Below are 25,359 nucleotides of genomic sequence, written 5' to 3' on the forward strand. Positions count from 1 at the left end.
GCTTTCGGCCGGAGGGGGATGCACTTGGCCAGCAACACCGCAGACATCGCAGCGACTGGCAGCGGGACGCTGACGCCCGCGCTGAGAGGCCTCGTGGCCGAGCTCGTCGAGTCGGCCGGGTGCGGCGACGATGCCGGCACCGGGATCCGGCATGTCCCGGCGGCAGGCTACCTGGACCCGGACCGCTTCGAGGCCGAGCGCTCCGCGCTGTTCCGCCGGCTGCCGGTGCCGCTGGCGCCCTCGGCCCTGCTGCCGACGCCCGGACACGCGGTAACCCACGACGGCCACGGCGTGCCGCTGCTCATCACCCGCGACCGCGACGGCAGGGCACACGTCTTCCTGAACGTCTGCCGCCACCGGGGCACCCGGCTGGTGGAGGGCGGCGAGGCCTGCCGCACCGGCGCACTCGTCTGCCCCTATCACGCGTGGACCTATAACCTGGACGGCAGCCTGCGCGGGCTGCCGCGGCCCGATACGTTCCCGGGCATGGACAAGCGGGACTACGGCCTCGCGGCACTGCCCTGCCACGAGGCCGGCGGACTCGTCTGGACCGCACTGGATGACGCCGCGCCCGACTTCGACGCTTTCCTCGGCGAGCTGCCCGCGGATTTCGAGGCGCTGGGCCTGCCCGGCATGCACCTGTACCGGCACCGCACCCACGACGTGGCGGGCAACTGGAAGCTGATCATGGACGCGTTCCTGGAGTCCTACCACGTACAGCGCCTGCACAAGGACACCATCGCGCCGTTCTTCGCCGACTCCATAACGGCGGGCGACCGGGTGGGGCCCCACTTCCGCAGCGCCGTCGGCCGCGAGGAATTCCTGCGCGCCGCCGACCTCGATTCCCTGGCTCATCTCCGCCACTACGTCACCTTCTCGTTCAGCCTGTTCCCGGGCGCGGTGATCATCGTCAGCCCGGACTACATCAACGTCATGCTGCTCTACCCCCGGGCCGTGGACCGCACGCTGGTGGAGGACTTCATGCTCATCCCCGAGCCGCCGGCCGACCCGCAGGCCGAGGAGCACTGGGCCCGCAGCTTCGAACTCCTCGACGGCGCCGTATTCGCGGCCGAGGACTTCCGCGCCGCCCGCCTCGGCCAGGAGGGGCTCGCCACCGGCGCCGTCACCGAGCTGACGCTGGGCACCGCCGAGGCCGCCGTGGCCGAATTCCACGCCGAGGTGCAGGCCCGCCTGGACGGCTGAGCCGTTCCCCACCCGCCCCGTCTGGCGGGTTTTTCGTCCTTTTTCCGATCTCTCTCTACAGGGAAGTCATGAACGGCGTCCGCCCGACGGCGGACAGCGAGAGAGATCGGAGGAAAAACGAACAATGAACCTCTACTTCCGTCTGCTGCGGGCCTACCTCTACGGCCTGTTCGGCGCAGGCATACACCCCGAGGAACCGGCCGAGAGCCGTTTCCGTGTCTGGTTCAACGACCTGGACGCCTTCGGCCACATGAACAACGGCCGCTACCTCCAGATCATGGACGTCGCGCGCACCGAGTGGATGACCCGCATGGGCGTCGTCGCCGCCATGCGCCAGTACGGCTGGGCCGCGTTGCTCGGCGGCGGCGTCGTCCGCTTCCGCCATTCGCTGCGAGTGTTCCAGCTCTACCGGGTGCGCACACGCCTGCTGTACTGGGACCATCGCTGGTTCTTCCTGGAGCACGCGTTCATCGACGCCGCAGACCGCTGCGTGGCCGTCGGCACGACACGGGCCGCCATGCGCCGCCGGGGCGAGTGGGTGCCCGCCGGCGAGGTCGTCACCGCCGTGCGCCCGGGAGCGGAGCGGCCCAGCCCGCCCGCCTATCTGCGTGACTGGCTGACCCTCGAGAAGCGCATCTTCGACACGGCGGCGACCCACGCCGCCGAGGCCCGGGCCGTCGCGCCCGGCTTCGCGGGAGCGGAATGATGTTCCTCGACCGTGAATTCACCGAGCGCTTCTTCCGGCGCGTCGTCGCCCGGCCAGCCGTCACGCTGGCGGCGGGACTGCTGATCATCGCGCTCTGCGTTGCCGGCCTCACGCGGCTGGTCAAGGACACCTCGGTGGAGGCCTTCATCCCGGACGATCACCCCTCGGTGCTCGCCAACGACCGTGCCGAGGAACTCTTCGGCATCTCGAAGCCGATGGCCATAGCCGTCATGACCACCGACGGCGGCTCGGTCTTCCGCCCGCAGATGCTGGAACTGGTGCGTGAGGTCACGGAGCGCGTGGCGCGCATCCCGAACGTCCGCCCCGACCGGGTGGCGAGCATCGCCACCGAATCCTCGATTCGCGGCGAGGACGGCGCCTTGTACGTGGAGCGCTACGTGGAGCGCAGCGGCCTGCCTGCCGCGACCGCCGCCGCCGACGCCGCGCAGCGCTGGCGGTCCATGCCGCCGCACGTCGACGCACTGGTGAGCGGCGACGAGACCGGCGCCGTCATCATGGCGGAGCTGATCGACGACGATCTCGCTGCCGAGACCTACGAGGCGGTACGCCGGCTCGTGCGCGAATACGACGGCGGACCGGCGGAACTCGTGATTGCCGGCCCGGCCGCCGTCAGCGGCTATCTCGGCGCCTACATCGACCGGGACGCGCGCAAGCTGCAACCGCTGGTCTTCCTGCTGGTACTCGGCTTCATCTACCTCGCCTTCCGCCGGGCGACGGCGCTGCTGGGGCCCGTGTTCGTGATACTCGGCTCCGCCGGCGGCGCCCTCGGGATCATGGCCTGGGCCGGCACGCCGTATTTCGCCATCACCAATGCCCTGCCGGTGATCCTCGTGGCGATCTCCGTGGCCGACGCCATCCACATCCTCACCGCCTACTACGTACTGCGCGCCCAGCACCCGGACGGCGACGCGCGCGAGCAGGTGGTGCACGCCATGGTCGAGATGGCGCGGCCCATCACACTCACGACGCTGACCACCATGGCCGGATTCGCCGGCATCGGCATCGCCTCCATCATGCCGCCCATCACGGCGTTCGCCTGGTATGCCATGCTCGGCGTGGGCCTCGCCTGGGCCTTCTCGGTACTCGTGCTGCCCAATGCGCTGGTGCTGCTGAAGCCCGCGCCCAGTCCCGCGTTCGCCGACTGGCGCATGCGCCGGCCCGACCCGATCGGCCGCTTCTTCGCCAGCATCGGGCACTGGAGCGCCGCGCGGCCGGCACTGGTACTCGGCACTTTCGCCGTGCTCGTCGTCGTGGCCGGCGCCGGTGCGCTGCAGCTGCGCATCGACCGCTCCCAGGTAGAGAACTTCGCCGCCGACGAACCCCTGCGCATCGCCGACGAGCGCATCAACGAGCGCTTCGCGGGCACCGCGTTCCTGGACGTGATCGTGGAGGCGGACGAGCCCGAGGGGCTGTTGACCGGCGAGGCGATGGAGCGGATCCTCGCGCTGCAGGACTACTTCGAGTCGCTGCCCCACGTACAGAAGACGGTCTCGGTAGCGGACTACATCGGCCTGCTGCACGGGGCCATCGAGGCGACCGGCACGGCCCGGGTGCTGCCCGCCGGCGACGACGCCGTGGGCCAGTATCTCTTCCTCTACGAGGTGACCGGCGACCCGGGCGACCTCGCCGAGGAGATCGACGGCGACTACCGCACGGCGCTCGTGCGCGGCGTGCTCGATGCCCATTACTACTCGCAGACGGCGCCCACCGTCGAGGCTCTGCAGCAGTACGTGCGGAAGGAGTTCGACGGCAGCGGACTGACGGCCACGCTGGCCGGCGACGTCAACATCGGCTACCACTGGATGAGCCGCCTGCAGGATTCCCATTTCCTCAGCGTCGGGTTATCGCTGGCGATGGTGCTCGCCATCTCCTGCCTCACCTTCGGCAGGATCTGGGCCGGCGTGATCGCACTCGTGCCGGTGAGCTTCACGGTGCTGGTGCTCTATGGCGTGATGGGTTATCTCGGCGTGTTCCTCGAGCCCGCCACGTCCATGTTCGCGGCGATATCGGTGGGCGTCGGCGTGGACTTCGCCATCCACCTCATCGACCGCATCCGGCACGCTCTGCGGGCCTTCGACGAGGACCTCGGCGAGGCGATCGCAACGGCGATGCCGGGCACCGCTCGCGCCTGCTTCTTCAACGCCGCCGCCCTCGGGCTGGGTTTCGCGGTACTGCTCACCAGCGAGCTGCCCACCCTGCAGCGCTTCGGCGGCCTGGTGACGGTGGCCGCCTTCGCGAGTTTTCTCACGGCGCTGTTCATCGTGCCCGCGCTGTTCGCCGTCAGACAGCGGCTGCGCGGCCGGCTGCCGCGGGCCGCGTCGGTCTCCACCGGCGGCGCCGCGGCAGCGATCGTCGGTCTCGGTCTCGCACTCGGGGCGGTGCCGGCGGAGTCGCGCGCCGACCCGCCCACCGGCCGGGAGATTGCCGAACGGGTCGCCGCGCGGCCGGAGGGCACCGCGACGGAACGGGTGGTGCAGATCACCGTCGAGCCGCGAAGCGGCCGGAAGATCGAGCACACGGCGGTGATCATGAAGCTCAACGACGAGGAGATGCGGCGCACCCGCATCACCTATACCGCGCCGAAGAGAGGGAGGTGGACTGCGTTCCTCGTCCACGACCGGCACGCCGAGGGCGCCGAGGATGATCGCTGGTTCTATATCCCGGCCGCGCGGCAGTCCCGACGTGTCTCCGCAGGCGAGCGCTGGGAATCGTTCCAGAGCACGGACTTCAGCTACGGCGACATGCAATCGGAGCTCAAGTTCGACCTCGCCGACTACGAGTTCCGTTATGAAGGCCGCGAGGAGACGGCCGCCGGCGTGCGCCACCGCCTCTCCGGCACCCCGCGCTCCGACACCATCGCGCAGGAGCTCGGCTACGGCGGCTTCGAGGCCGTCATCGATGCCAATACCTGGCTGCCGCTGTCGATCTACTTCACCGACGTCGACGGCCGGTCCCTGAAGACCGTCACCGTCGCAGCGGTCGAGAACATCGACGGCTACTGGACAGCCACCCGCATCGAGGCGGTGAACCACCAGACGGAGTCGCGGACCGTCTTCGACTTCGAGACGGTCGAGTACCTGGATGACCTCCCCGAGCATCTGTTCCGGCAAGGCAGCCTGCAGCGCGGGCTCCCTGGCTATTAGGGAGATGGCAATGGAGACGGCCATGAGATGCCTGCCCCTGCTCGTACTGCTCGTCCTGACCGGCACGGCCCACGGCGCCGGCAACGCGGAACTGCGCACGACGCTGCACTACGGCCATGCGACGAGCACGGATGACACGCTGGCCACCCGCCTGGAGCTGGCGCCGGCCGTCGAGACCGCACTCGGCGACGGCGCCCGGCTGGTTACCTCCGCGCGCCTCGTCTGGGACGGCCGCGACCGCGTCGTGCCGGGCGAACCGGATACCGACACCTATGCCCCGTTGTCGCGGCCGGCAGGCATCGGTGACGAGGTCATCGCGGAACTCCGTGACGCCTACGTCGAGTTCTTCCTGCCCGGCGGACTGCTGCGCTTCGGCAGGCAGCAGATCGTCTGGGGCGTCCTCGACGGCCTGAAGGTCATGGACTCGCTCAATCCCCAGCACTTCCGCGAGTTCATCCTGGCGGACTTCGCGGACTCCCGCATCGGCCTCTGGAGCGCCTATGCGGACCTCTTTATCGGCCCGTGGCGCACGGAGTTCGCCTGGATCCCGGATGCTACCGGGCACGAGATTCCGACTGAAGGCGCCTGGTTCGAGCTCACCGCGCCGCGCTTCCGTTACGGCGCGCCGCCCGGCGCACCACGCCTGCCCGTGCGCACGGAGGAACCGGAACACGGCCTCGAGGACTCCGCGTTCGGGCTCCGCCTGTCGCGCATGTTGGGCGGATGGGACCTGTCGCTGGTCGCCCTCTCAGGTTCCGACTTCGAGCCCCTGGGAAGGGTGCAGGTCTCTCCGGCCGGGCCAGTGCTCGAGCGCTATTACGAGCGCCGCGAGCTCTACGGACTGAGCGCCGCCTACTCCCTCGGGCGGTTCGTGCTGAGGACGGAACTCGCGTTGCGGCCCGGCCGGGAGTTCAATGTGCGCCGCGCTGGCGTTCTCACCGCCGAACCGCTGGACCAGCACACCGCCGGTCTCGGCGTCGACTTCCGCGGCCCCCTCGACACCTTCGTCAGCCTGCAGTATCTGGTGGACCATGTGCAGTCCGCGCCGGCCGGGCTGGTGCGGCCGGCCACGGACCGCCTCGCCACGCTGTTCCTGCGGCGCAACTTCGCCCACGACCGGCTGTCGGCGGAGCTGCGCTGGTACGGCGACGTGGGCGAGGGCGACGGCATGCTGCGGGGCGCGCTCACCTGGCTGGTCGGCGACGAGACCAGCCTCAGGGTCGGCTTCGATGCCTTCCATGGCGACACCGACGGTCTGTTCGGCCAGTTCGCCGACCGCGACCGCATCACCCTCTCGCTGGAGCACTACTACTGATGCCCAGGCGCCCTCGGCAGACGGGGGAGCGTAACGGCCACGAGCGCGACGTGCGGGAGCGCCTCGTGCCCGGCGGCGGCAAGGCACTGTTCCGGGAGTGCGCCGCCCGACCGGCGGACGGGGCATCCGGGCGGCGCCGGCAGCTCTACTCCCTCGTGTCCTCCATCAGCTCCGCGATGCGGGAACGCGCGGACGACCAGGCCCGCTCGACCGAGCGCTCGGAGACGGCGAGCGCCTCGGCCGTCTCGGCGGTGGTCAGGCCGGCGAAGTAGCGGCATTCGAACACGCGCGCCAGGCGTTCGTCCTGCGACTCCAGGATGCCGAGCATCTCGTCGACTTCCAGCAGGAACTGGGCCTTCTCCTGGGACTCAACCGGCATGACGGACTCGGTCAGCGTCACCTCGCGGCCGTCGCGCTTGCCGGCCATGGCATAGCGGACCTCGTCGACGATGACCTGGCGCATGATCGTCGCCGCCAGCGCGAAGAACTGCCGCCGGTCGTCCGGCTGCAGCTCGCCGCCGGAGAGCAGCTTCAGGAAGGTCTCCTGCACCAGGGTGGTGGCCCCCAGGCCCGGTTTGCCGGCGGTGCGGCGGCGGGCCATGGCCTTGAGCTCGGGGTACAGGACGGCGGCGAGGCGATTCAGCGCATCCGCATCACCTGCACGGTGAGATTCGAGGAGAAGCGTGATCTGGGATGCCATCGCCATAGCTTGCGGTATCCCGAGGGGCGCATGCAATTTCGGCGCGCCGACGACGGCCACTACGTATGGTCCGCTATTGGCCGTTCTGTCATAGGTATAGGGCCTGCGCCCCGCATGAACACGAGGTAGTCCGATGTCCGCAGTCAGCAGCGAGCCCGTACAGTTCGTCCCCTGTCCACGGGAGCGCCCGACCTGTCTCGTGACCTCCGGCGTGCTCGATTCCATCGGCTGCACGCCGCTGATGCTGCTGCGCGGCGCCAGCGAGGAGACCGGCTGCCAGGTGTACGCGAAGGCCGAGTACCTGAATCCCGGCGGCAGCATCAAGGACCGCATCGCCCGGCACATGATCCTGGAGGCGGAGCGGCGCGGCGACCTGGGGCCCGACTCGCGCATCCTGGAAGTCACCTCCGGCAACACGGGCATCGCGCTGGCGATGATAGGGGCGATCCGCGGCTACCCGGTGACCATTGTGATGCCGAAGACCGTGAGCGAGGAGCGCCGCCGCATGATCGAGCTGCTCGGCGCCGAGCTGCGGCTGCTGGAGGAGATCAACGACATCCAGGCCGCCGTGCGCGAGAGCGAGGAGGAGGCGGCGCGGGACCCCCGGGTCTTCCTGCCGCGCCAGTTCAAGAACGTGGACAACCCGGCGGCCCACGAGATGACGACAGGCCCCGAAATCGTGCGCCAGACGGCCGGGCGGCTCGATGCCTTCGTGATGGGCGTGGGCACCGGCGGCACGCTGATGGGCGTCTCCCGGGCGCTGCGCGGCGCGGACGTGCCGGCCCGCATCGTCGCGGTGGAGCCGAACGAATCCGCCGTCATGTCCGGCGACGTGCCGGGCAGGCACGGCATCCAGGGGCTCGCGGACGGCTTCATCCCCGATCTCGTGGATCTCGGCGAGATCGACGAAGTCGTGCGCATCGCCACCGAGGATGCCAAGGCCGCGGCTCGCCGGCTGGCGGCCGAGGAAGGGCTGCTGGTGGGCATCTCCTCCGGCGCCAACGTGCTGGCGGCCACGAAGGTGGCGCGGGAACTCGGCCCCGGCCATACCCTCGTCACGGTGCTGTGCGACCGCGGCGAGCGCTACCTGAGCGTGCCGGCCGCGGGCTGACGCCCCGTATCGCGAGCCGCCGCATTTTCCGCCCGGCGCCCGCCATGGCGTAGAATGGCGGCATAACCCTACGAACAACCACAGGACGAGGCTTACCGTGAGCAACTTCGATCAGCAACTCGAGAAATTCAGGAAGGAAGACGGCTTCATCGCAGCGCTGGACCAGAGCGGCGGCAGCACGCCGAAGGCGCTGCGCCTCTACGGCATCGACGAGAATGCCTGGTCCAACGAGGATCAGATGTTCGACCTCGTTCACCAGATGCGCAGCCGCATCATCACCAGCCCGGCTTTCAGCGGCGATCGCATCCTGGCCGCCATCCTGTTCGAGAACACCATGGACCGGGAGATCGAGGGCCGACCCACCGCCGAGTATCTGTGGGAGGTCAAGCGGGTCGTGCCCATCCTGAAGGTGGACAAGGGCCTCGCCGACGAGAAGGACGGCGTCCAGCTCATGAAGCCCATCCCGGGCCTCGACGCGCTGCTGAAAAAGGCGAAGGACAAGGGCATCTTCGGCACCAAGATGCGCTCGGTGATCAAGCAGGCGAACGAGGACGGCATCAAGGCGATTGTGGAGCAGCAGTTCGAGGTGGCGGAGCAGATCATCGACGCCGGTCTGGTGCCGATCATCGAGCCGGAGGTGGACATCCACTGCCCCGAGAAGACGGAGGCCGAAGCCATCCTGCACCGCCACATCATCGAGCATCTCGACAAGCTGGAGGACGGCAGGCTCGTGATGCTGAAGCTGACGCTGCCGGAGGTGGACAACCTGTACTCCGACTGCATCGACCATCCGAACGTGCTGAAGGTGGTGGCGCTGTCCGGCGGCTACAGCCGCGAGGAAGCGGACGAGCGACTGAAGAAGCAGCACCGCATGGTGGCGAGCTTCTCGCGGGCGCTCACCGAGGGCCTGTCGGTCAAGCAGAGCGAAGACGAGTTCAACGAGATGCTCGACGGAGCCATCCAGAGCATCTTCGACGCGTCGAAGACCTGACACCCGGGGATACAGGTAGGAGGGGCTTTAGCCCCGATTCACTATTCGATCGGGCCTGAAGGCCCTCCTACAAGGCCCTCCTACAGGGAGACGCATGACCAAACGCAGCTGGTCCATCGATTCGCTGGTACTGATCTTCTCGATCATCGTCGTGGCCCAGCTGCTGGTCTATGCCATCCCGCAGGGGCAGTTCGAACGCCAGCCCTATCCGGACAACCCGGGGCGCTCGATGGTGGTCGAGGGCACCTACGAACGGGTGGCCGCTGACGAGCGCGCCGAGATACCGCCCTGGCACTTCCTCATGGCCATCCCGAAGGGCATGGCCGCCGCCCAGGACATCATCTTCCTCATCTTCATCGTCGGCGGCGTCATAGCGATCCTGCGCCGCACCGGCGCCATCGACGCGGTGCTGCACAAGTCGGTGGCCCGCCTCGGCGCCAGCCCGTGGATACTGATCGCCGGCTGCCTGGTGATGTTCAGTCTCGGTGCCTTCACCATCGGCATGGGCGAGGAGTACGTGCCGCTGGTACCGATCATCGTGACGATGAGCCTGGCGATGCGCATGGACGCCATCGTCGCCATGGGCATGGTGTGGATCCCCTACGGCATCGGTTGGGCGTGTGCGGGCACCAACCCGTTCGGCGTCATCATCGCGCAGAACATTGCCGGCCTCCCCATCACCTCGGGCTGGCAGTTCCGCCTCGTGATGATGGCCGCCTTCCTGGCCGTGGCCTTCCACCATCTCTACCGCTACGCGCGCCGGGTGCAGCGCGACCCGTCCACCAGCCTGGTGGCGCACGTGGACTACTCCACCGGCTTCGAGCCGCCCCACGACGTGGAGCTCTCACCGAGCCGCATCGCCGTGCTCGCGGTCTTCGTCGGCGGCATCGTCGGATTCGTCTGGGGCGTACAGGCGTACGGCTGGTACATCCCCGAACTGAACGCCGTGTTCCTCGGTATAGGATTGCTGGCGGCGATCATCGGCCGCATCCCGGCCGGCGAGACGAGCCGCACCTTCATCAGCGGCGCCGCCGACATGACCGCGGCCGCGCTCATGGTGGGCTTCGCCCGCTCCATCGAGGTGGTGCTCTCCGACGGCCAGGTCATCGACACGGTGATCCATGCCATCGCCGGCGTGCTGACGGAACTCGGGCCGGAGGCCTCGGCGGTGGGCATGCTCGCCGTGCAGACCATCTGCAACTTCTTCATTCCGTCCGGCAGCGGCCAGGCCTTCGTGACCATGCCCATCATGTCGCCGCTGGCGACCCTCACCGACGTGCCACAGCAGACCGCCGTGCTCGCCTACCAGTTCGGCGACGGCTTCACCAACATGGTGATCCCGACCAGCGCGCTGGTGATGGGGGCACTCGCGCTCGGGCGCATCCCCTACACCGCCTGGGTGCGCTTCATCATGCCGCTGCTGGTCAAGCTGTTCGCGCTGGCCATTGCTTTCCTTGTGCTGACGATCCACGTCGGCGATGCCGTTGGCTTCAATCCGTGAGCGGCGCCGGATGATGCGCCGGCGGACTCTGTGGACGATGATATCCTTGGCCGCCTGCGCGGCGCTGGTCGGCTTCCAGCTGCAGGGGCTCGTCATCGCGGCGGCCATCGCCAAGCTGACGGCCTCCACCGCATTCATCGTCGTCGCCGTGTCGGCAGGGGCGCCGGAGACGGGGTGGGGTCGGGCGCTGCTCGCCGGTCTGGGCCTGTCCTGGTTCGGCGACGCGTTTCTGCTGGGCACCACCGACACCTGGTTCCTGCTCGGCCTGGTCGCCTTCCTGCTCGGGCACCTCGCCTACCTGACCGCGTTCCTGCTGCGCGGCGTCGATCTCGGCTGGGTGGCGGGTGCGGCGATCGCGGTGCTGCTCTTCTCCAGCGGCGTCGCCATCTGGCTCATGCCCCACGTGGGCGACGGGATGCGCATCCCGGTGCTCGCCTATCTCGTCGTCATCAATCTCATGGTAATCGGCGCCGTCGGCGCCCGCGGGGCAGGGGCCACCTGGCTGCTGCCGGTCGGCGCGATGGCCTTCTACTTCTCGGATCTGGGCGTCGCCGCGCGGCAGTTCCTGCAGCCGGAGTTTCCGCCGTACGTCTGGAGCCTGCCGCTCTACTACGCCGGCCAGCTCATGCTCGCCTGGAGCCCGGCGGGCCGCGGCCCGATCAGCCTCCGACGATCCCCGCTCCGATGATCTCACCGAGGCGGCGGGTCAGCTCCCGGTTCTCCCGGTAGTCCACCGGGGCCACCACCAGGCTCGGTCCCTTCTCCGCGAAGGCTGCCTCCAGCGTCGCGCGGAACTCCCGCGAGCGCTCCACCCGGTGCCCGCCCCAGCCGAAGGATTCCGCGAGCTTCAGCCAGTCCGGGTTACCGAAGCCCAGCGCGGTATGGCGGCCGAACTCGTCCTCCTGCTTCCAGCTAATCAGGCCGTAGCCGCCGTCCTCCCACACCAGCATGACGATGTCGCTGGCGAGCCGCCGTGCCGTCTCCATCTCCTGCACGTTCATCAGGAAGCCGCCGTCGCCGGCGATGCCCAGCACCTTGCGATCCGGATGCACGATGTTCGCGGCGATGGCCCCGGGCAGGGCCGAGCCCATGGAGCAGAATCCGTTCGGTATCAGGCAGGTATTGGGCTCGTGGCAATGGTAATGGCGGGCGATCCACATCTTGTGGGCGCCCACGTCGGATAACAGGATGTCCGAGGGGCCCATCACCTGGCGGGCGTCCCAGAGCATCTTCTGGGGCCGGATCACGCCCTCGGTATCGTCATCGGCGTAAACGGCGAGTTCTTCCGTCATGCGCTCGCGCACCGCCCGCTGGGAGGCCAGGTCGAAGTCCGGCAGGCCGCGCTCGCGCACCCGCTCGTTCAGCATCCACAGCGTGTGGGCGAGGTCGCCCACCAGCTCCACCTGGGGGTGATAGTGCTGGTCGATCTCCGCGGGCAGGAAGTCGGCGTGGATGATGGTCTTGTCCCGGTTCGGGTTCCACAGCCGCGGGTGGTACTCCACCATGTCGAAGCCGAGGGTGATCACGAGATCCGCCTCGTCGATGGCCAGCGTGGGGATGTCCTTGGCGCCGAGACCGATGGTGTAGAGGCAGTACCCGGCGTCCATGTCCACGGCGCCCTTGGCCATGAACGTGCTCAGCACGCCGATGCCGGTGGATTCGCAGAAGATCCTGAGCTGCTTCGAGGCCCGCCGGCGGATGGCGCCGTTGCCGGCGATGATCACCGGCCGCTTCGCCTCTGCCAGCATGGCGAAGGCCCGATCGGCGATCTTGTCGTCCGGGCCGGGGCGGCGGAAGCGACGCGGCTCCATCGGCTCGGCCTCCACGTCGCGCTTGGCCACGTCCTCGGGCAGCTCGATGTGCACGGCGCCCGGCTTCTCGGTGCGTGCAAGCCGGACGGCCTTCCTGACGATCTCCGGGATGGTGCGGGCGTTGTGGATGGTGGTGGCCCACTTCGTGACCGGCTCGAACATGCCGACCACGTCCATGATCTGGTGCGACTCCTTGTGCAGGCGCAGTGTCGAGCCCTGGCCGGTCAGCACCAGCATGGGCGCGCGGTCCATGTTGGAATCCGCCACGCCGGTGATGAGGTTGGTGGCGCCGGGCCCCAGCGTGCCCAGGCAGCCGGCCGGGTTGCCGGTGAGGCGCCCGTAGATCTCGGCCATGAACGCCGCGCCCTGCTCGTGGCGGGTGAGCACGAAGCGGATGCTCTCGCTGCCCTCCAGCGAGAGCATGAAGTCCGCGTTCTCCTCGCCGGGAACGCCGAAGATGTATTCGATGCCTTCGGCCTCCAGACAACGTACCAGCAGATCAGACGCCTTCATTCATCGATTCCCTGTTGCCATGACTGTTGTTCGTGGTGTTGCGGTTTTCCGATCTGCCATCATAGACGCGAAGCTCGCTACCATCATCTTGGGAGCATAATCGCAGCGGGGGGTGGCGTATGCGTGAGGCCGACGACGAATACGACTGGATTGTGATCGGATCGGGGTTCGGCGGCAGCGTCGCCGCCCTGCGTCTGACCGAGAAGGGCTATCGGGTGGCGGTACTCGAGAGCGGGCCGCGCTATCGGGACGAGGATTTTGCCGCCTCTGCCTGGAATCTGCGCCGCTTCCTCTGGGCGCCTGCCATCGGGCTGCGTGGCATCATGCGGCTCGTCCCGTTCAGCGACGTATTCATCGCGGCAGGCGCCGGTGTCGGCGGCGGCAGTCTGGTCTACGCCAATACGCTCTATCGGGCGGCGCCGCCGTTCTTCGCCAATCCCCAGTGGTCCGATCTCGCCGACTGGTCCGCCGAACTGCAACCCCATTACGATACGGCGGAACGGATGCTCGGCGTGAACGACGTACCGTTCGAGAGTCCCGGTGACGACCTGCTGCGCTCCATTGCGGGGGAATTCGGTACCGGGGAGACCTTCCGCCGGACGCCGGTCGGCGTGTTTTTCGGAGAGCCCGGCAAGACCGTCGACGATCCGTATTTCGACGGTGAGGGGCCGGCCCGCAAGGGCTGCACGCGCTGCGGCGCCTGCATGGTGGGATGCCGGGAAGGGGCGAAGAACACGCTGGTGAAGAACTACCTGCATCTCGCCGAGAAGGGCGGCGCCACGATCATTCCCGACACCGAGGTCAGCGACATCCGCCCGGCCGGGCGGCTGGATGGCAGCAACGGCTACGTGCTCACCACGGCGCGCCCGGGAGCCTGGCTGCGGCGCAACCGGCGGCGCTACCGGGCCGCCGGTGTCGTCGTGGCGGCCGGCGCGCTGGGCACCAACCGGCTGCTGGCCAATTGCAGGCACAATGGGTCACTGCCACGTATCAGCGATCGTCTTGGTCAACTGGTGCGCACCAACAGCGAGTCCGTGCTCGCGGTCACGCTGCCTGACGAGTCACGTAACACCTGGAACACCGTCGCCATCAGCGCCAGTATCCACGTCGACAGGGACACCCACATCGAAGTGGTTACCTACGGGCGACGGGGGGACTTCATGGGCACGCTGTTCACGCTGCTGACCGGCAAAGGGACCCGGCTCACGAGGCCGTTGCTGCTGGTCGGTCAGGCGGTGCGCCACCCCGTGCGCTTCCTGAAATCGCTCTGGCCCGTCGGCTGGTCCCGCCGGACCGTCGTGCTGCTGGTGATGCAGACGCTGGACAACGCCATCAGTTTCAAAGCCGTGCCGAAGCGCTTCGGAACAGGGGTTCGGCTGAAGACCGCCCAGGACCCCGAGAAACCGAACCCTACCTATATCGAGGCCGGCAACCGGGCGGCCGCATGGCTGGCGGAGCGAACCCGGGGCCTGCCCCAGAGCATGCTGATGGAGGCCACGGCCAACATACCGACCACGGCGCACATCCTCGGCGGCGCCGTCATCGGGCACGACGAGAACACCGGCGTGATCGACAGCCGGCAACGCGTATTCGGTTACCGCAATCTGCTGGTCTGCGACGGCGCAGCCGTGCCCGCCAATCCGGGCGTCAATCCGTCGCTGACGATTACGGCCATGGCTGAGCACGCCATGGCGTCGGTACCCGAGCACGAGCGGGGAAGCACCTGAACGGACGGAAGCATCCCGATGGGCTCATATCACAAGATCATGGTGCCGGTGGACCTCGCCCACCTCGACAGTCTCGACAAGGCACTGCGCACCGCCGCCGACCTGGCCGCGGGTTATCGCATACCGGTTTGCTATGTCAGCGTGGCGCCCGGGGCGGCGCCCCTCACCGCAGCGCAAGTGGACGAGTTCCGGGAGGCGCTCGACACCTTCGCCCTCGACCAGGCGGAGCGGCACGGCTTCGAGGCGACCGCGAGAGCGGTCATACCGGAAGACGACAGCCTGGACGTGCGTGAAGCGCTCATGCGGGCGCTCGAGGAGAGCGGTGCCGACCTGGTGGTCATGGCATCCCATATCCCTGACGTGGACGATCGCATGTTCGCCTCCAACGCCGCCTACGTGGCGTCCAGCGCCCCGGTCACGGTGATGGTCGTGCGCTGAGCCGACGCCTAGCTGCGGGTACCCGGCGCTTCGGCGTCGTCGCCGAGTTCCAGCCGGAGCTGCAGAAGCTCGCGCAGATCGTCCACGGAGACGACACCCAGCAGGCGACCGTCCTCCACCACCAGGCGCTGGCGGCCGGCGGACGCGCCGAACAGGCTGGAGGCGAGGTCGGTGAGTTCCTCGTCCGGCCCCACCGTGTTCTCGTCGGAGCAGGCATCCACGATGTCGGCGACAGCCGTCTGCTCCCACTGCTCCTCGGGGATCTCCTTCACCCGCTCCACCGTGGCGCAGCCCTTCAGCTCCCCCTCCTGCACCACCGGGAACAGGCGGGAGCGGTAGCGGTACACGTAGTCGTCGACGAAGTCCCGCAGGCTCAGGGACCGCTCCACGGTCACCGGGTCGCTGTTCATCACGTCCCGCGCCCGGCGGCCCTCCAGCAACTGCTGGACGATGAGCTGGCGGTAGGAGCCCTTGGCGGCCCCGCGCACGAACAGGCCGATCAGTAGGTACCACATGCCGCCCACGAAGAAGCCCTGGATCAGCGACAGCACGCCCAGGAAGATCAGGATGAGGCCGAAGCCCGAGCCCATGTTGCTGGCAATGCGGGTCGCATCGCGGATGTCCTTGCGCCAGGCCCACAGTGTGGCCCTGAGCATGCGCCCGCCGTCCAGCGGGTAAGCCGGGATCAGGTTGAACACGGCCAGGGCCACGTTGATCACCGCGAGGTAGTAGAGCACGCCGGTGACGGGCGTCGGCAGGCCGTACGCCTCCGCGCCCGAATGCAGCACCCAGCAGATGCCCGCCAGCACCAGGCTCGAGAGCGGGCCGGCGCCGGCCATCAGCAGCTCCACCTTCGGCTCCTTCGGCTCGTGGCGCATCTCGGCCACGCCGCCGAACACGAACAGCGTGATGCCGCCCATCTTCAGCCCGTAGTAGCGGGCCACGAGGGAATGGGACAGCTCGTGGAAGACGATGGAGAACAGGATCCCGAAGGCGCCGGCGATGCCCATCCACCAGCGGGTCTGCGTCGCCAGGTCGGGGTAACGCTCCGGGAAGAAGCCCTCGGCGAGGGTCCAGGTGATGAGCAGCGCCAGCAGCAGCCAGGTGAGATTCAGCTTCACCTCGAAGCCGAAGATGGTGAACAACGGGAAGCCGCGGGCGATCAGCGGTTTCTTTTCTGCCATGCCTGCACGTTAACAGATGCAGGCGGCCGGCCGCTGCCGTGGCACTTACATACCGGAATCCGGGTACGACCAGGGCACGGCGGCCTCGAGTTCGTAGGCCAGCTCCAGCAGCCGACGCTCCTGGCCCATGCCGGCGGCGAACTGCACGCCGATGGGCAGCCCGTCGACGCTCTGCCCTAGCGGCAGCGAGATGGCCGGCGTGCCGGCCACGTTCTGCACCGGCGTAAACGCGGCGTAGTTCATCAGGCGTTCCGCCGCCGTGTCGAAGTCGATGTCCAGCGCCAGGTGTCCCAGCGGCACCGGCGGCCGCGCCAGCACCGGGGTCACGATGACGTCGCAGTCGGCATAGCGCCGCCGGTGTTCCTCGCCGAAGCGGCGCAGCCGGCGGATCGCGCCGGGGCTGCGCCAGAAGTTCCGCAGATAATGCCGGCTCAACTGCAGCGTGAGCGGCTCGAGTTCGCGCCGGTCGAAGCCGCGGCCGAACGCGAATCGGCCGAGGAAGCGGATGGCCGTGGCCAGGCGGGCCCAGTACAGGAAGAAATCCCCGGCCATACGGGCATCCGCGAGCGCGGGGATCTCCTTTACCCGGTGACCCAGCCGGCGACAGACGGATGCGGCATTCTCGACCGCCGCGACGACTTCGGGGTGGCACTCTGCTCCGAGCGGATGCCGCGTCGTAAAACCGATGCGAAGCCGCGTGGCGGACGGGCCGTCGACGTAGCCCATGGGCGGTAATCCCGGGGCCGCGTGATGCTTCTCGGCCTCCGCATAGAAGGCGGCGGTGTCGCGGACGCTGCGTGTCAGCACGCCTTCGGCGATGATGTCGACGGGTAGCCGCTCGGCGAGTTCCACCGTGAGCAGGCGGCCACGGGAGGGCTTCAGCCCGACGAGACCACAGCAGGACGCGGGGATGCGCGTGGACCCGCCGCCGTCGTTGCCGTGGGCGATGGGGACGACGCCCGCCGCCACCAGCGCCGCCGACCCGCCCGACGAGCCGCCTGCGGAATGGCGCGTGTTCCACGGGTTGCGCGTCGGCGGACCCCAGGTGCGCTCCGTCGTGGCCGTGAGGCCGAACTCCGGCAGGGCGGTCTTGGCGATGGCGAGGAGTCCGGTCGAGCGGAACTGGGCGGTGATGGGGCTGTCGGCGTCGTAGCTGCGCTCCGGGGTGGCACGCGATCCGTGGCGGGTCGCCATACCGGCGAGATCCACGTTGTCCTTGATCGCGGAGGGCACGCCGGCGAGCAAGCCGCCGCCGACCGCGCCGGCCGCCTCCTGCCTGGCCTGGTCGTAACGGGGAGCCGCCACCGCATTGAGCACCCCCTCGACGGCTCTGAGTCTCGCGATGGCCGCCGCCACCGCATCGGCCGCGCTGATGTCTCCGGCCGCTATCCGTTCGGCGACACCGACGGCGTCGAGATCGCCGAGGACGTCATCGGTCGGTGCGTGTACTTGCGGTCGTGGTCTCATGAAGCAGCTCCCGGACTTCCTCGTCGCTGGTCTGGCCGAAATCGCTGTACCAGTAGCCAACGGCCATGTAGGGCGACGGGGTGTCCAGGCAGACGACTTCGTCGGCTTCCTGCCCCATGTCTGCCGCAGCCTCGCTGGATGCTGTTGGCACCGCGACGATAATACGTTCGGCGCCGAGTTTGCGCACGGCTCTCACGGCCGCGAGCATGGTGGAGCCGGTCGCCATGCCGTCGTCGACCAGGATCACCTCGCGCCCGCCCGCGGCCAGCGGCGGCCGGTCGCCGCGGTAGGCCTTCTCCCTGCGCTCGAGTTCCGCCTGCTCGCGTTCGACGACGGGGCGCAGGTCCTCCTCGCCGAGCCCGGTCATGCCCATGACCCGGTCCGAGAGCACCTGCACGCCGCCCGACGCAATGGCGCCGGCGGCCAGTTCCGGCTGGCCCGGCACGCCGACCTTGCGGACGACGAGCACGTCCAGTTCCCCTTCGAGTGCTATCGCGACCTCGGCGGCCACCGGGACGCCGCCCCGGGGCAGCCCGAGCACGAGCGGTGAGCGGGCCTTCGTGCGCCTGCGGAGCTCCTTCCCGAGCTCCCGGCCGGCCTCCCTCCGGTCTGCGAATACCGTCATCTCGCTCTCCTTGCCGAGTCCACCCATAAGTGTGGCGCCGCGCGCCGGCGCTGCAAATCCGTAACGGCCGCGATCCGGCCTATAATGGCGCCGTGACCCCCTCCACCCCGGACGAAGAAGGCACCCGCTCGCAGGACGCGCCGGGCGACCGCCCCGACGAGGCCGGGCGCAAGATCCGCTTCCTGGCATCGCCCGCCAGCTATCCGGAACCGGTATCGGCCGTGGAACCGGTCGAGACCCACTTCGCCTGGGTGTTCCTCACCGACCGCCACGCCTGGAAGATGAAGAAGGCGATCCGGGCGCAGGTGATCGACTACCGGCGACTGGAAGACCGGGAGTTCTACTGCCGGGAGGAGCTCCGGCTGAACCGCCGCCTGGCGGACTGGGTCTACCTCGACGTCGTGCCCCTCACCGAAAACCCGGACGGCCGCCTGCATCTGGGCGGCGACGGCCGCGCGGTGGACTGGCTGGTGAAGATGCGCCGTCTGCCCGAAGAAGAGATGCTGGAGCAGCGGATCGAGCGCGGCCGGCTCGGCGACGATCAGCTGACCCGGGTGGCGCGGCACCTCGCCGGGTTCTACGCCGGCCTCGTGCCGGAGCCCCTGGAGGCCGAGGCCTACGTCTCTCGCCTGCTGGCCCAGAACGACGAGCAACGGCGGCATCTGGAAGCGCTCGACGACGCACTGGCCGACGACCCCTGGCCCGGCATCCTCGACGACCAGCGATCCTATGTGCGCGCCCATCGGCAGATGCTCGGCGCCCGCGCGGAGGCGGGGCGTATCGTAGAGGCTCATGGCGACCTGCGGCCCGAGCACGTCTACCTGGGCGAGCGCTTCGCCGTCATCGACTGCCTGGAATTCTCGCGAGACCTGCGCGTGCAGGACAGCGCCGAGGAGGTGGCCTTCCTCGCGCTGGAATGCGAGCGGGCCGGCGGGCGGGAGCTGCGCGACCGACTGCTGGCGGCCTGGCAGGCGGCGAGCGCCGACACGCCCGAGCCGTCGCTGATGTCCTATTACTTCAGCCGCCGCGCGATGGTACGGGCCGTGCTTTCGGCCTGGCATCTGGAAGATCCGTCGTTCGACCGGGAGCACTACATCGCGGAGGCGCGCCGCTACATGGCCCTGGCCCGGGAGTTCATCGACGAGGCCCTGGCCGACCAGGACCGACCCTAGTCTTCCTCCTCCCCCAGCAGCCGCACGAGCGAGCCGTTCTCGTGCAGGCAGCGGATGGCGTCGCCGATCAGGGGCGCCACGCTCAGGGTGGTCAGCCGGCCCGCGAAGGCGTCGGTGATGCGGCCGAGCGGCGCCACGCTGTCGGTGACGATGACGCCGTCCAGCGCCGGTACCGCGAGCTTCTCGCTGGCCGGATCCACCAGCAGTCCGTGGGTGGCCGCCGCGAACACGCGGCGCGCGCCGAGCTCCCGGCAGGCGCCGGCCGCCCGGGCCAGAGTGGTGCCGGTGCTGATGAGGTCGTCGAGCAGGATCGCCACACGGTCCTCGACGTCGCCCACCACCGTATCCCCGCTCACCACGTCCCGGCTGCGTTTCTTGTTGATGAAGGCGTCGCACACCTCGCGGCCGAGCGCCTCCTCGAGCGCCTCACGGAATGCCGTCGCCCGCTTGACGCCGCCCACGTCGGGCGAAACGACGGCGAGGGGCTCGTCGCCGACGCGCTCCCGGATATGCTCGACGAACAGCCGCTTCGCCTCCAGGTGCTCGCTCCGGCAGCGGAATGCGTTCTGGTAGGCGGCGAGGTTGTGCACATCCAGCGTGACCACGCGGTCCAGCCCGGAGGACTCCAGCATGCCCGCCACGTAGCGGGTGGTGACCGGATCGCGGCTCTTCGTCTTCCTGTCCTTGCGGGCGTAGGCGAGATAGGGGATGACGGCGGTGAGCCGGCCGGCGCCGGCGTCGCGCAGCGCGCCCAGCAGGAATATCAGCCGGCAGAGCTTGTCGTTGACGCTCTGTCCCGGCTCGCCGTAGAGGGAATGGATGACGTAGACGTCGTCGCCGCGCACCGGCTCCAGCGGGCGGATCTTGTGCTCGCCGTCGTCGAAATCGCGCTCTCGCAGGCGCGCCGGCGCGGTGCCGAGCCGGTCGCAGAGCGCCTCGGCGAAGGTGCTGGAGGTGGCGGGCGCGAATACCTTCACCCTTGAGATGCTAGTCGAGCGGGCCCACTGTTACAGTAGGTACATCAACGGACCGGAGGATTCCATGGCCACGCGAGACGCACTGGTGAAGCCGCACAAGGGCGACGCGCTCATCCTGGTCGACGTACAGAACGACTTCCTGCCCGGGGGCGCGCTGGGCGTGCCGGAAGGCGACGAGGTGATCCCCGTCCTCAACAAATACTCGGAGCTGTTCGAGAACCTGGGCCTGCCCATCGTGGCCACGCGGGACTGGCATCCGGAGAACCACTGCTCGTTCGAGGAGCAGGGTGGTCCCTGGCCGCCGCACTGCGTCGCCGGCACGAAGGGTGCGGCATTCGCCACCGGACTGGACCTGCACGGCGACACCAGAGTGGTCTCCAAGGCGGAGACGCCGGACGAGGAGGCCTACAGCGGCTTCCAGGGCACCGATCTGAACCAGTGGCTGAAGGAGCGCGGCGTCAAGCGCGTGTTCGTGGGCGGACTGGCCACCGACTACTGCGTGCGCGAGACCGTGCGCGACGGGCTGGTGAACGGCTACGAGGTCGTGCTGCTGGAGGACGCGGTCAGGGCCGTCAACGTCGAGCCGGACGACGGCGAGAAGGCCGTGGCCGCCATGGAGAAGGAAGGCGCGGTCAAGACCGACTTCGAGCATCTCGAAGCGGCCTGAGCGAAGGAATCCCCGGATGAGCAAGCCCCTGAGCCGCCCCCGCTGGCTCGAACGCCTCGGCAGCCCGAACCTGACCGACCTCTATCAGCTCACCATGCTGCAGGCCTACCGGCACATCGGCATGGACGACACGGCCGTGTTCGAGTTCTTCGTGCGCAAGCTCCCCGGCCATCGCAACTTCATGCTGGCGGCGGGTCTCGAGCAGCTGCTCGACTATCTCGTCGATTTCCGCTTCGAGGAGGGTGACCTCGAGGCGCTGCGGCGTACGGAGAAGCTGGACGACGCCTTTGTCGACTCGCTGGCGGAGATGCGCTTCACCGGCGACGTGGACGCCATGCCGGAGGGCACGGTCTTCTTCGGCAACGAGCCCATCGTCCGGGTGGTGGCGCCGCTGCCCGAGGCCCAGCTGATCGAGACACGCGTGGTGAATCTGCTGCAGATGCAGACGCTGATCGCCAGCAAGGCGGCACGCATGCGCCTCGCCGCCCACGACCACCAGCGGCTGGTCGACTTCGGGCTGCGCCGGGCCCACGGGTCCGAGGCGGGCCTGTTCGCCGCGCGGGCGGCCTGGATCGGCGGTTTCGACGGCACGGCCACCGTGCTCGCCCACGAGTTCTACGGCATCCCGGTCTTCGGCACCATGGCGCATTCGTTCATCCAGGCCCACGACTCGGAGATGCAGGCGTTCGAGGACTTCTGCCGCAGCCAGCCGGAGAATACCGTGCTGCTCATCGACACCTACGACACCGAGGAAGGCGCGCGCAAGGTGGTCGAGCTGGCCCGCAAGCTCGAGCCGGAAGGCTTCACGATCCGCGGCGTGCGCATCGACAGCGGCGATCTCTATGCCAGCGCCAGGGCCGTCCGCCGCATCCTCGACGGGGGCGGCTGCGAGCACATCGAGATCATGGTCAGCGGCGGTCTGAACGAAGACCGCATCGCAGGACTTGCCGCCGCCGGCATACCGGCGACGGGCTACGGAGTGGGCACGGACCTGGACGTCTCCGCCGACGCGCCCTATCTCGACTGCGTCTACAAGATCCAGGAATACGCCGGCATCCCGCGGCGCAAGAAATCGGCCGGCAAGGCCACCTGGCCGGGCCGCAAGCAGGTGTTCCGCCACTACCGGGACGACGGCCGCTTCGACCACGACGTGATCGGCCTGGTGGACGAAGCACTGGACGGCGAACCGCTGCTGGGGCCGGTCATGCGGGCCGGTGAACGCCTCGGCGAGCCGGAGCCGCTGACCGACATCCGCGATCGGGCGGCGGCGCAGATGGCCGCCCTGCCCAGAGACCTCTGGTTGCTGCCGGTGGCGGCCGACCCCTACCGGGTGGAGATCTCGGCCGGCCTGCGCGACATGGCCGAGCGGGTGGACGAGCGGGTCGAGCGCAAGGAGTAAGCGGCCGCTAGCCGCCGGCCGCGTCCGCAGGCGGTCCCTTGAGCTCCACGGTGTTGCCCTCCGGGTCGCGGAGGTAGATGGACGGCCCGTAGCCCAGCGCGCCGTAACGCTGCACGACATCGCCGGCCTCCACGCCGTGGGCGCGCAGGTGCGCCAGGATGGCGTCGGCATCCCACGGCTCCACCTGCACGCAGAAGTGATCCATGTTCGGGGCATCGTCCGCCGGCGGTTGCGGAAAGTTGCGGCCGAGCTCGCCGTCGACGGCGACGATGTCGATCAGCGAGCCGCCCGCCCTCAGCTGATACAGGCCAATGCCCGTCTGCTCCTTTTCCAGCGGACAGCCGAGCACCTCCCCGTAGAACGCCAGCAGAGCGCGCGGGTCCCGCGCCCGGATGACCACGTGGTCGATGAGGCGGATGTTGACGGGATGCTGCGCGGTCATGTCACGGTGCTCCTGGCTGGGGATGCACGCAGTCTAGCACCGGCGTGAAACCCGGACTCTCCCGACCGGATTTGCGGCCCGATTTGAAATACCTGCCTTATCTGGTCTATTTTACTCATTTGAGGTCGGGCACGCGGGGCAAGTCGATGGCAAGGATCGGGAAGACGCTGGCCCTGCTCGGGGCCCTGTGCCTGGCGGCGGCCCCGGCCGTTCCTCATCCCCATGACGAGGCGCTGCCTTTTCACGGGACTCGCGCGAAGCCCATAGAGCGGCAGCCGCCGGCCTACCCGCGTTTCGAGCTGAAACGCCAGCGTCAGGGCTGGGTGCAGCTCAGTTTCGTCGTGACGAAGTCCGGCGAGGTGGTCGACCCCATCGTCGAGGACTCCAGCGGCAGTTCGCTGTTCGAGGATGCCGCGCTGGACGCTGCGCGCCAGTGGCGTTTCGAGCCCGCCACCCGGGACGGCGAACCGATCGAGCAGTCGCGGACCCGGGTCATGATCCGCTTCACGATCGACCCGAAGGTGCTGGGCGCCACTTCCCGCTTCCATCGTATCCACGCGAAGATCTCGCGCTTGCTGGAGGCCGGCGAGCTCGACCGGGCGAAGCAGTTGATCGCCGAGACCGAGAACGGGCGGCTCAACCTGTACGAGGTGGCCCGGCTGTGGATGCTGAAGGCCATCGTCGCCGGCGAGGAAGGCGACGAGCGGGCCCAGCTCGCGGCGCTGAAGCGGGCCGCCGCGGGAGACGGCGACTACATAGAGGACAGTCTGTACCCCGGCCTGCTCCGAGCCATACTTGCGCTGAAGATCCGGCTCGGCGACTACGGCACGGCCCTGAAGACCGGCGAGGAGTACTTCGCTGCAGGCGGCGACGAAGAAGGCCTCGGCCCCCTGCTCGACGCCGTCGAGCAGATCCGCGCCAGCGCCGCCGGGGACGCGCCGCTACTCGTCGAGGCCGCCATCGGCGACGCTCCGGCCTGCGCGGACTGCCGCACGAGCTGGCACTACCGGCCGCTGCGACGGGCGTTCTCCATCGACGAAGTGAACGGCACGGCCGAACGTCTGGAGATCCGCTGCGACTGGCATCGTTACGGCGACCGGGTACGCGAGGGAATCACCTGGGAGATCCCGGAGAGCTGGGGCGACTGCCGTGTTATCGTGACCGGCGAGAAGGGCACACGATTCAATTTCTACGAGATGCCCGACGCCTGACCCGCACCGACCGCGAGACACCATGAGACAGACTGCCCGCGCACTGACGCTGACCGTCGCGCTGCTCGCCGGCATGGCGACGCCGACGGCGCTGCCCGCCGCCGAGCACCCCGTCGCCATCGCCATCCACGCCGGCGCCGGCACCATGAGCCGGGAGGAGACCACGCCGGAACAGGATGCGACCATCCGCGCCGAGCTGGAGCAGGCCGTGCGGGTCGGCCACCGGGTGCTGACGGAGGGGGGTACCAGCCTCCAGGCCGTGCAGGCCGCGGTGAACATCCTGGAGGACTCGCCGTTCTTCAACGCGGGCAAGGGCGCAGTATTCAACGCCGAGGGGGAAAACGAGCTGGACGCCTCGGTGATGGACGGCGCCACGCTCAACGCCGGCGCGGTGGCTGCGGTGCGCCGTATCGCCAACCCCATCGACCTGGCGCTCGCCGTCATGACCGAATCGCGGCACGTGATGCTGATCGGGGAAGGCGCGGAGACTTTCGCCGTGGAACAGGGTTTCGAGCTCGTGGACCCCGCGTATTTTCACACCGAGCGGCGCTGGCGGCAGCTGCAGGAGGCGAAGAAGGCGGAGACCGCGGCGCGTACCGGCGAGGCCGGGCGCTGGTATTCGACGGTGGGCGCGGTCGCGCTGGACCGGGAAGGCAACCTGGCGGCGGGCACCTCCACCGGCGGTCTCACCAACAAGCGCTGGGGGCGGGTGGGCGACACGCCGATCATCGGCGCCGGCACCTATGCGAACAACGAATCGTGCGCGGTCAGCGCCACGGGCACCGGCGAGTACTTCATCCGCTACGTCGTCGCCCACAGCATCTGCGAGCACGTGCGCGACGGCGTGAGCATCGACGAGGCCGCCGGCAGGCTGATCCACGAGGTGCTGCCGGCCGCCGGCGGCGACGGCGGCGTCATCGCCATGGACGCCGCGGGCAACATCGCCATGCCCCACAACACCCCGGGCATGTACCGGGCCAGCATCGGCACCGACGGCCGGGTGACCGTAGAAATCTACGCCACGCCCTGACGGCC

Annotated in this window: 22 protein-coding genes; 15 read left to right on the plus strand and 7 right to left on the minus strand. The window is 68.9% G+C overall.

Going from position 1 to position 25,359, the window contains the following annotated elements; all coding sequences use genetic code 11:
• Window positions 1–24: 24 nt before the first annotated feature.
• From ACJMK0_RS00890 to ACJMK0_RS00905, 4 genes are all read left to right on the plus strand, one after another.
• Window positions 25–1,203, plus strand: coding sequence for an aromatic ring-hydroxylating oxygenase subunit alpha (locus ACJMK0_RS00890; protein WP_405234928.1), 1,179 nt, complete (start codon window positions 25–27; stop codon window positions 1,201–1,203).
• 124 nt (window positions 1,204–1,327) lie between these two features.
• Window positions 1,328–1,909, plus strand: coding sequence for an acyl-CoA thioesterase (locus ACJMK0_RS00895; RefSeq protein WP_405234929.1), 582 nt, complete (start codon window positions 1,328–1,330; stop codon window positions 1,907–1,909).
• The gene (locus tag ACJMK0_RS00900) at window positions 1,906–5,073 is read left to right on the plus strand and encodes an outer membrane lipoprotein-sorting protein (RefSeq protein ID WP_405234930.1); all 3,168 of its coding nucleotides are present in this window, start codon (window positions 1,906–1,908) and stop codon (window positions 5,071–5,073) included. Before ACJMK0_RS00895 ends, ACJMK0_RS00900 begins: the two co-directional genes overlap by 4 nt.
• Before the next feature lie 22 nt (window positions 5,074–5,095).
• Complete coding sequence (locus ACJMK0_RS00905) at window positions 5,096–6,388, plus strand: DUF1302 family protein (protein ID WP_405234931.1); 1,293 nt, start codon at window positions 5,096–5,098, stop codon at window positions 6,386–6,388.
• A gap of 145 nt (window positions 6,389–6,533) precedes the next feature.
• On the opposite strand, the gene ACJMK0_RS00910 is transcribed toward ACJMK0_RS00905, so the two are convergent.
• Window positions 6,534–7,094 (minus strand): ECF-type sigma factor, encoded by a 561-nt coding sequence (locus ACJMK0_RS00910; RefSeq protein WP_405234932.1) that lies wholly within the window; start codon window positions 7,092–7,094, stop codon window positions 6,534–6,536.
• Between the two features lie 127 nt (window positions 7,095–7,221).
• Here ACJMK0_RS00910 and cysK point away from each other — a divergent pair, with 127 nt between their 5' ends.
• From cysK to ACJMK0_RS00930, 4 genes are all read left to right on the plus strand, one after another.
• Window positions 7,222–8,199, plus strand: coding sequence for a cysteine synthase A (gene cysK / locus ACJMK0_RS00915; RefSeq protein WP_405234933.1), 978 nt, complete (start codon window positions 7,222–7,224; stop codon window positions 8,197–8,199).
• Between the two features lie 97 nt (window positions 8,200–8,296).
• Window positions 8,297–9,190, plus strand: a complete 894-nt coding sequence (locus ACJMK0_RS00920) for a fructose bisphosphate aldolase (RefSeq protein WP_405234934.1) — start codon at window positions 8,297–8,299, stop codon at window positions 9,188–9,190.
• A 94-nt stretch (window positions 9,191–9,284) separates the two neighbouring features.
• Entirely contained in the window at window positions 9,285–10,691 is a 1,407-nt protein-coding gene (locus ACJMK0_RS00925; protein ID WP_405234935.1) for a YfcC family protein, read from the plus strand.
• Window positions 10,692–10,728: 37 nt separating this feature from the next.
• The gene (locus ACJMK0_RS00930) at window positions 10,729–11,379 is read left to right on the plus strand and encodes a lysoplasmalogenase family protein (RefSeq protein ID WP_405234936.1); all 651 of its coding nucleotides are present in this window, start codon (window positions 10,729–10,731) and stop codon (window positions 11,377–11,379) included.
• Here ACJMK0_RS00930 and ACJMK0_RS00935 read toward each other — a convergent pair.
• On the minus strand, window positions 11,351–13,015 hold the full coding sequence (locus ACJMK0_RS00935) for an acetolactate synthase large subunit (RefSeq protein WP_405234937.1): 1,665 nt from the start codon (window positions 13,013–13,015) through the stop codon (window positions 11,351–11,353). The two genes, ACJMK0_RS00930 and ACJMK0_RS00935, sit on opposite strands and share 29 nt — an antisense overlap.
• Window positions 13,016–13,134: 119 nt before the next feature.
• Between ACJMK0_RS00935 and ACJMK0_RS00940 the strand changes: the two genes are divergently transcribed.
• Together ACJMK0_RS00940 and ACJMK0_RS00945 are read left to right on the plus strand one after the other, a co-directional pair.
• Window positions 13,135–14,742 carry a GMC oxidoreductase gene (locus ACJMK0_RS00940; RefSeq protein ID WP_405234938.1) on the plus strand — a complete coding sequence of 536 codons (1,608 nt, stop codon included), beginning with the start codon at window positions 13,135–13,137 and terminating at the stop codon, window positions 14,740–14,742.
• Window positions 14,743–14,760: 18 nt separating this feature from the next.
• Window positions 14,761–15,180: a universal stress protein gene (locus tag ACJMK0_RS00945; protein WP_405234939.1), complete on the plus strand. Its 420-nt coding sequence runs from the start codon at window positions 14,761–14,763 to the stop codon at window positions 15,178–15,180.
• An 8-nt stretch (window positions 15,181–15,188) separates the two neighbouring features.
• Here ACJMK0_RS00945 and ACJMK0_RS00950 read toward each other — a convergent pair whose 3' ends face one another.
• The 3 genes from ACJMK0_RS00950 to ACJMK0_RS00960 are packed head-to-tail and all read right to left on the minus strand — an operon-like array spanning window position 15,189 to window position 18,456.
• Window positions 15,189–16,364, minus strand: a complete 1,176-nt coding sequence (locus ACJMK0_RS00950; RefSeq protein ID WP_405234940.1) for a site-2 protease family protein — start codon at window positions 16,362–16,364, stop codon at window positions 15,189–15,191.
• 45 nt (window positions 16,365–16,409) lie between these two features.
• Window positions 16,410–17,831: an amidase gene (locus tag ACJMK0_RS00955; RefSeq protein WP_405234941.1), complete on the minus strand. Its 1,422-nt coding sequence runs from the start codon at window positions 17,829–17,831 to the stop codon at window positions 16,410–16,412.
• Complete coding sequence (locus ACJMK0_RS00960; RefSeq protein ID WP_405234942.1) at window positions 17,794–18,456, minus strand: phosphoribosyltransferase; 663 nt, start codon at window positions 18,454–18,456, stop codon at window positions 17,794–17,796. The genes ACJMK0_RS00955 and ACJMK0_RS00960 overlap by 38 nt, the downstream gene beginning before the upstream one ends.
• Before the next feature lie 92 nt (window positions 18,457–18,548).
• Here ACJMK0_RS00960 and ACJMK0_RS00965 point away from each other — a divergent pair, with 92 nt between their 5' ends.
• Window positions 18,549–19,628 (plus strand): hypothetical protein, encoded by a 1,080-nt coding sequence (locus ACJMK0_RS00965; RefSeq protein WP_405234943.1) that lies wholly within the window; start codon window positions 18,549–18,551, stop codon window positions 19,626–19,628.
• Here the strand turns inward: ACJMK0_RS00965 and ACJMK0_RS00970 are convergent.
• Entirely contained in the window at window positions 19,625–20,605 is a 981-nt protein-coding gene (locus ACJMK0_RS00970; RefSeq protein ID WP_405234944.1) for a ribose-phosphate diphosphokinase, read from the minus strand. The two genes, ACJMK0_RS00965 and ACJMK0_RS00970, sit on opposite strands and share 4 nt — an antisense overlap.
• Window positions 20,606–20,669: 64 nt before the next feature.
• Here ACJMK0_RS00970 and ACJMK0_RS00975 point away from each other — a divergent pair, with 64 nt between their 5' ends.
• Complete coding sequence (locus tag ACJMK0_RS00975) at window positions 20,670–21,272, plus strand: nicotinamidase (RefSeq protein ID WP_405234945.1); 603 nt, start codon at window positions 20,670–20,672, stop codon at window positions 21,270–21,272.
• Between the two features lie 16 nt (window positions 21,273–21,288).
• Complete coding sequence (locus ACJMK0_RS00980; RefSeq protein ID WP_405234946.1) at window positions 21,289–22,671, plus strand: nicotinate phosphoribosyltransferase; 1,383 nt, start codon at window positions 21,289–21,291, stop codon at window positions 22,669–22,671.
• 7 nt (window positions 22,672–22,678) lie between these two features.
• Here ACJMK0_RS00980 and ACJMK0_RS00985 read toward each other — a convergent pair whose 3' ends face one another.
• The gene (locus ACJMK0_RS00985; RefSeq protein ID WP_405234947.1) at window positions 22,679–23,113 is read right to left on the minus strand and encodes a VOC family protein; all 435 of its coding nucleotides are present in this window, start codon (window positions 23,111–23,113) and stop codon (window positions 22,679–22,681) included.
• 146 nt (window positions 23,114–23,259) lie between these two features.
• Here ACJMK0_RS00985 and ACJMK0_RS00990 point away from each other — a divergent pair, with 146 nt between their 5' ends.
• Both ACJMK0_RS00990 and ACJMK0_RS00995 read left to right on the plus strand, forming a co-directional pair.
• On the plus strand, window positions 23,260–24,324 hold the full coding sequence (locus ACJMK0_RS00990) for an energy transducer TonB (RefSeq protein ID WP_405234948.1): 1,065 nt from the start codon (window positions 23,260–23,262) through the stop codon (window positions 24,322–24,324).
• Between the two features lie 22 nt (window positions 24,325–24,346).
• Window positions 24,347–25,354, plus strand: a complete 1,008-nt coding sequence (locus tag ACJMK0_RS00995; protein WP_405234949.1) for an isoaspartyl peptidase/L-asparaginase family protein — start codon at window positions 24,347–24,349, stop codon at window positions 25,352–25,354.
• Window positions 25,355–25,359 lie beyond the last annotated feature (5 nt).

Source organism: Lentisalinibacter orientalis (genome assembly GCF_040706535.1).
Taxonomy (GTDB): Bacteria; Pseudomonadota; Gammaproteobacteria; order Steroidobacterales; family Woeseiaceae; genus Lentisalinibacter; species Lentisalinibacter orientalis.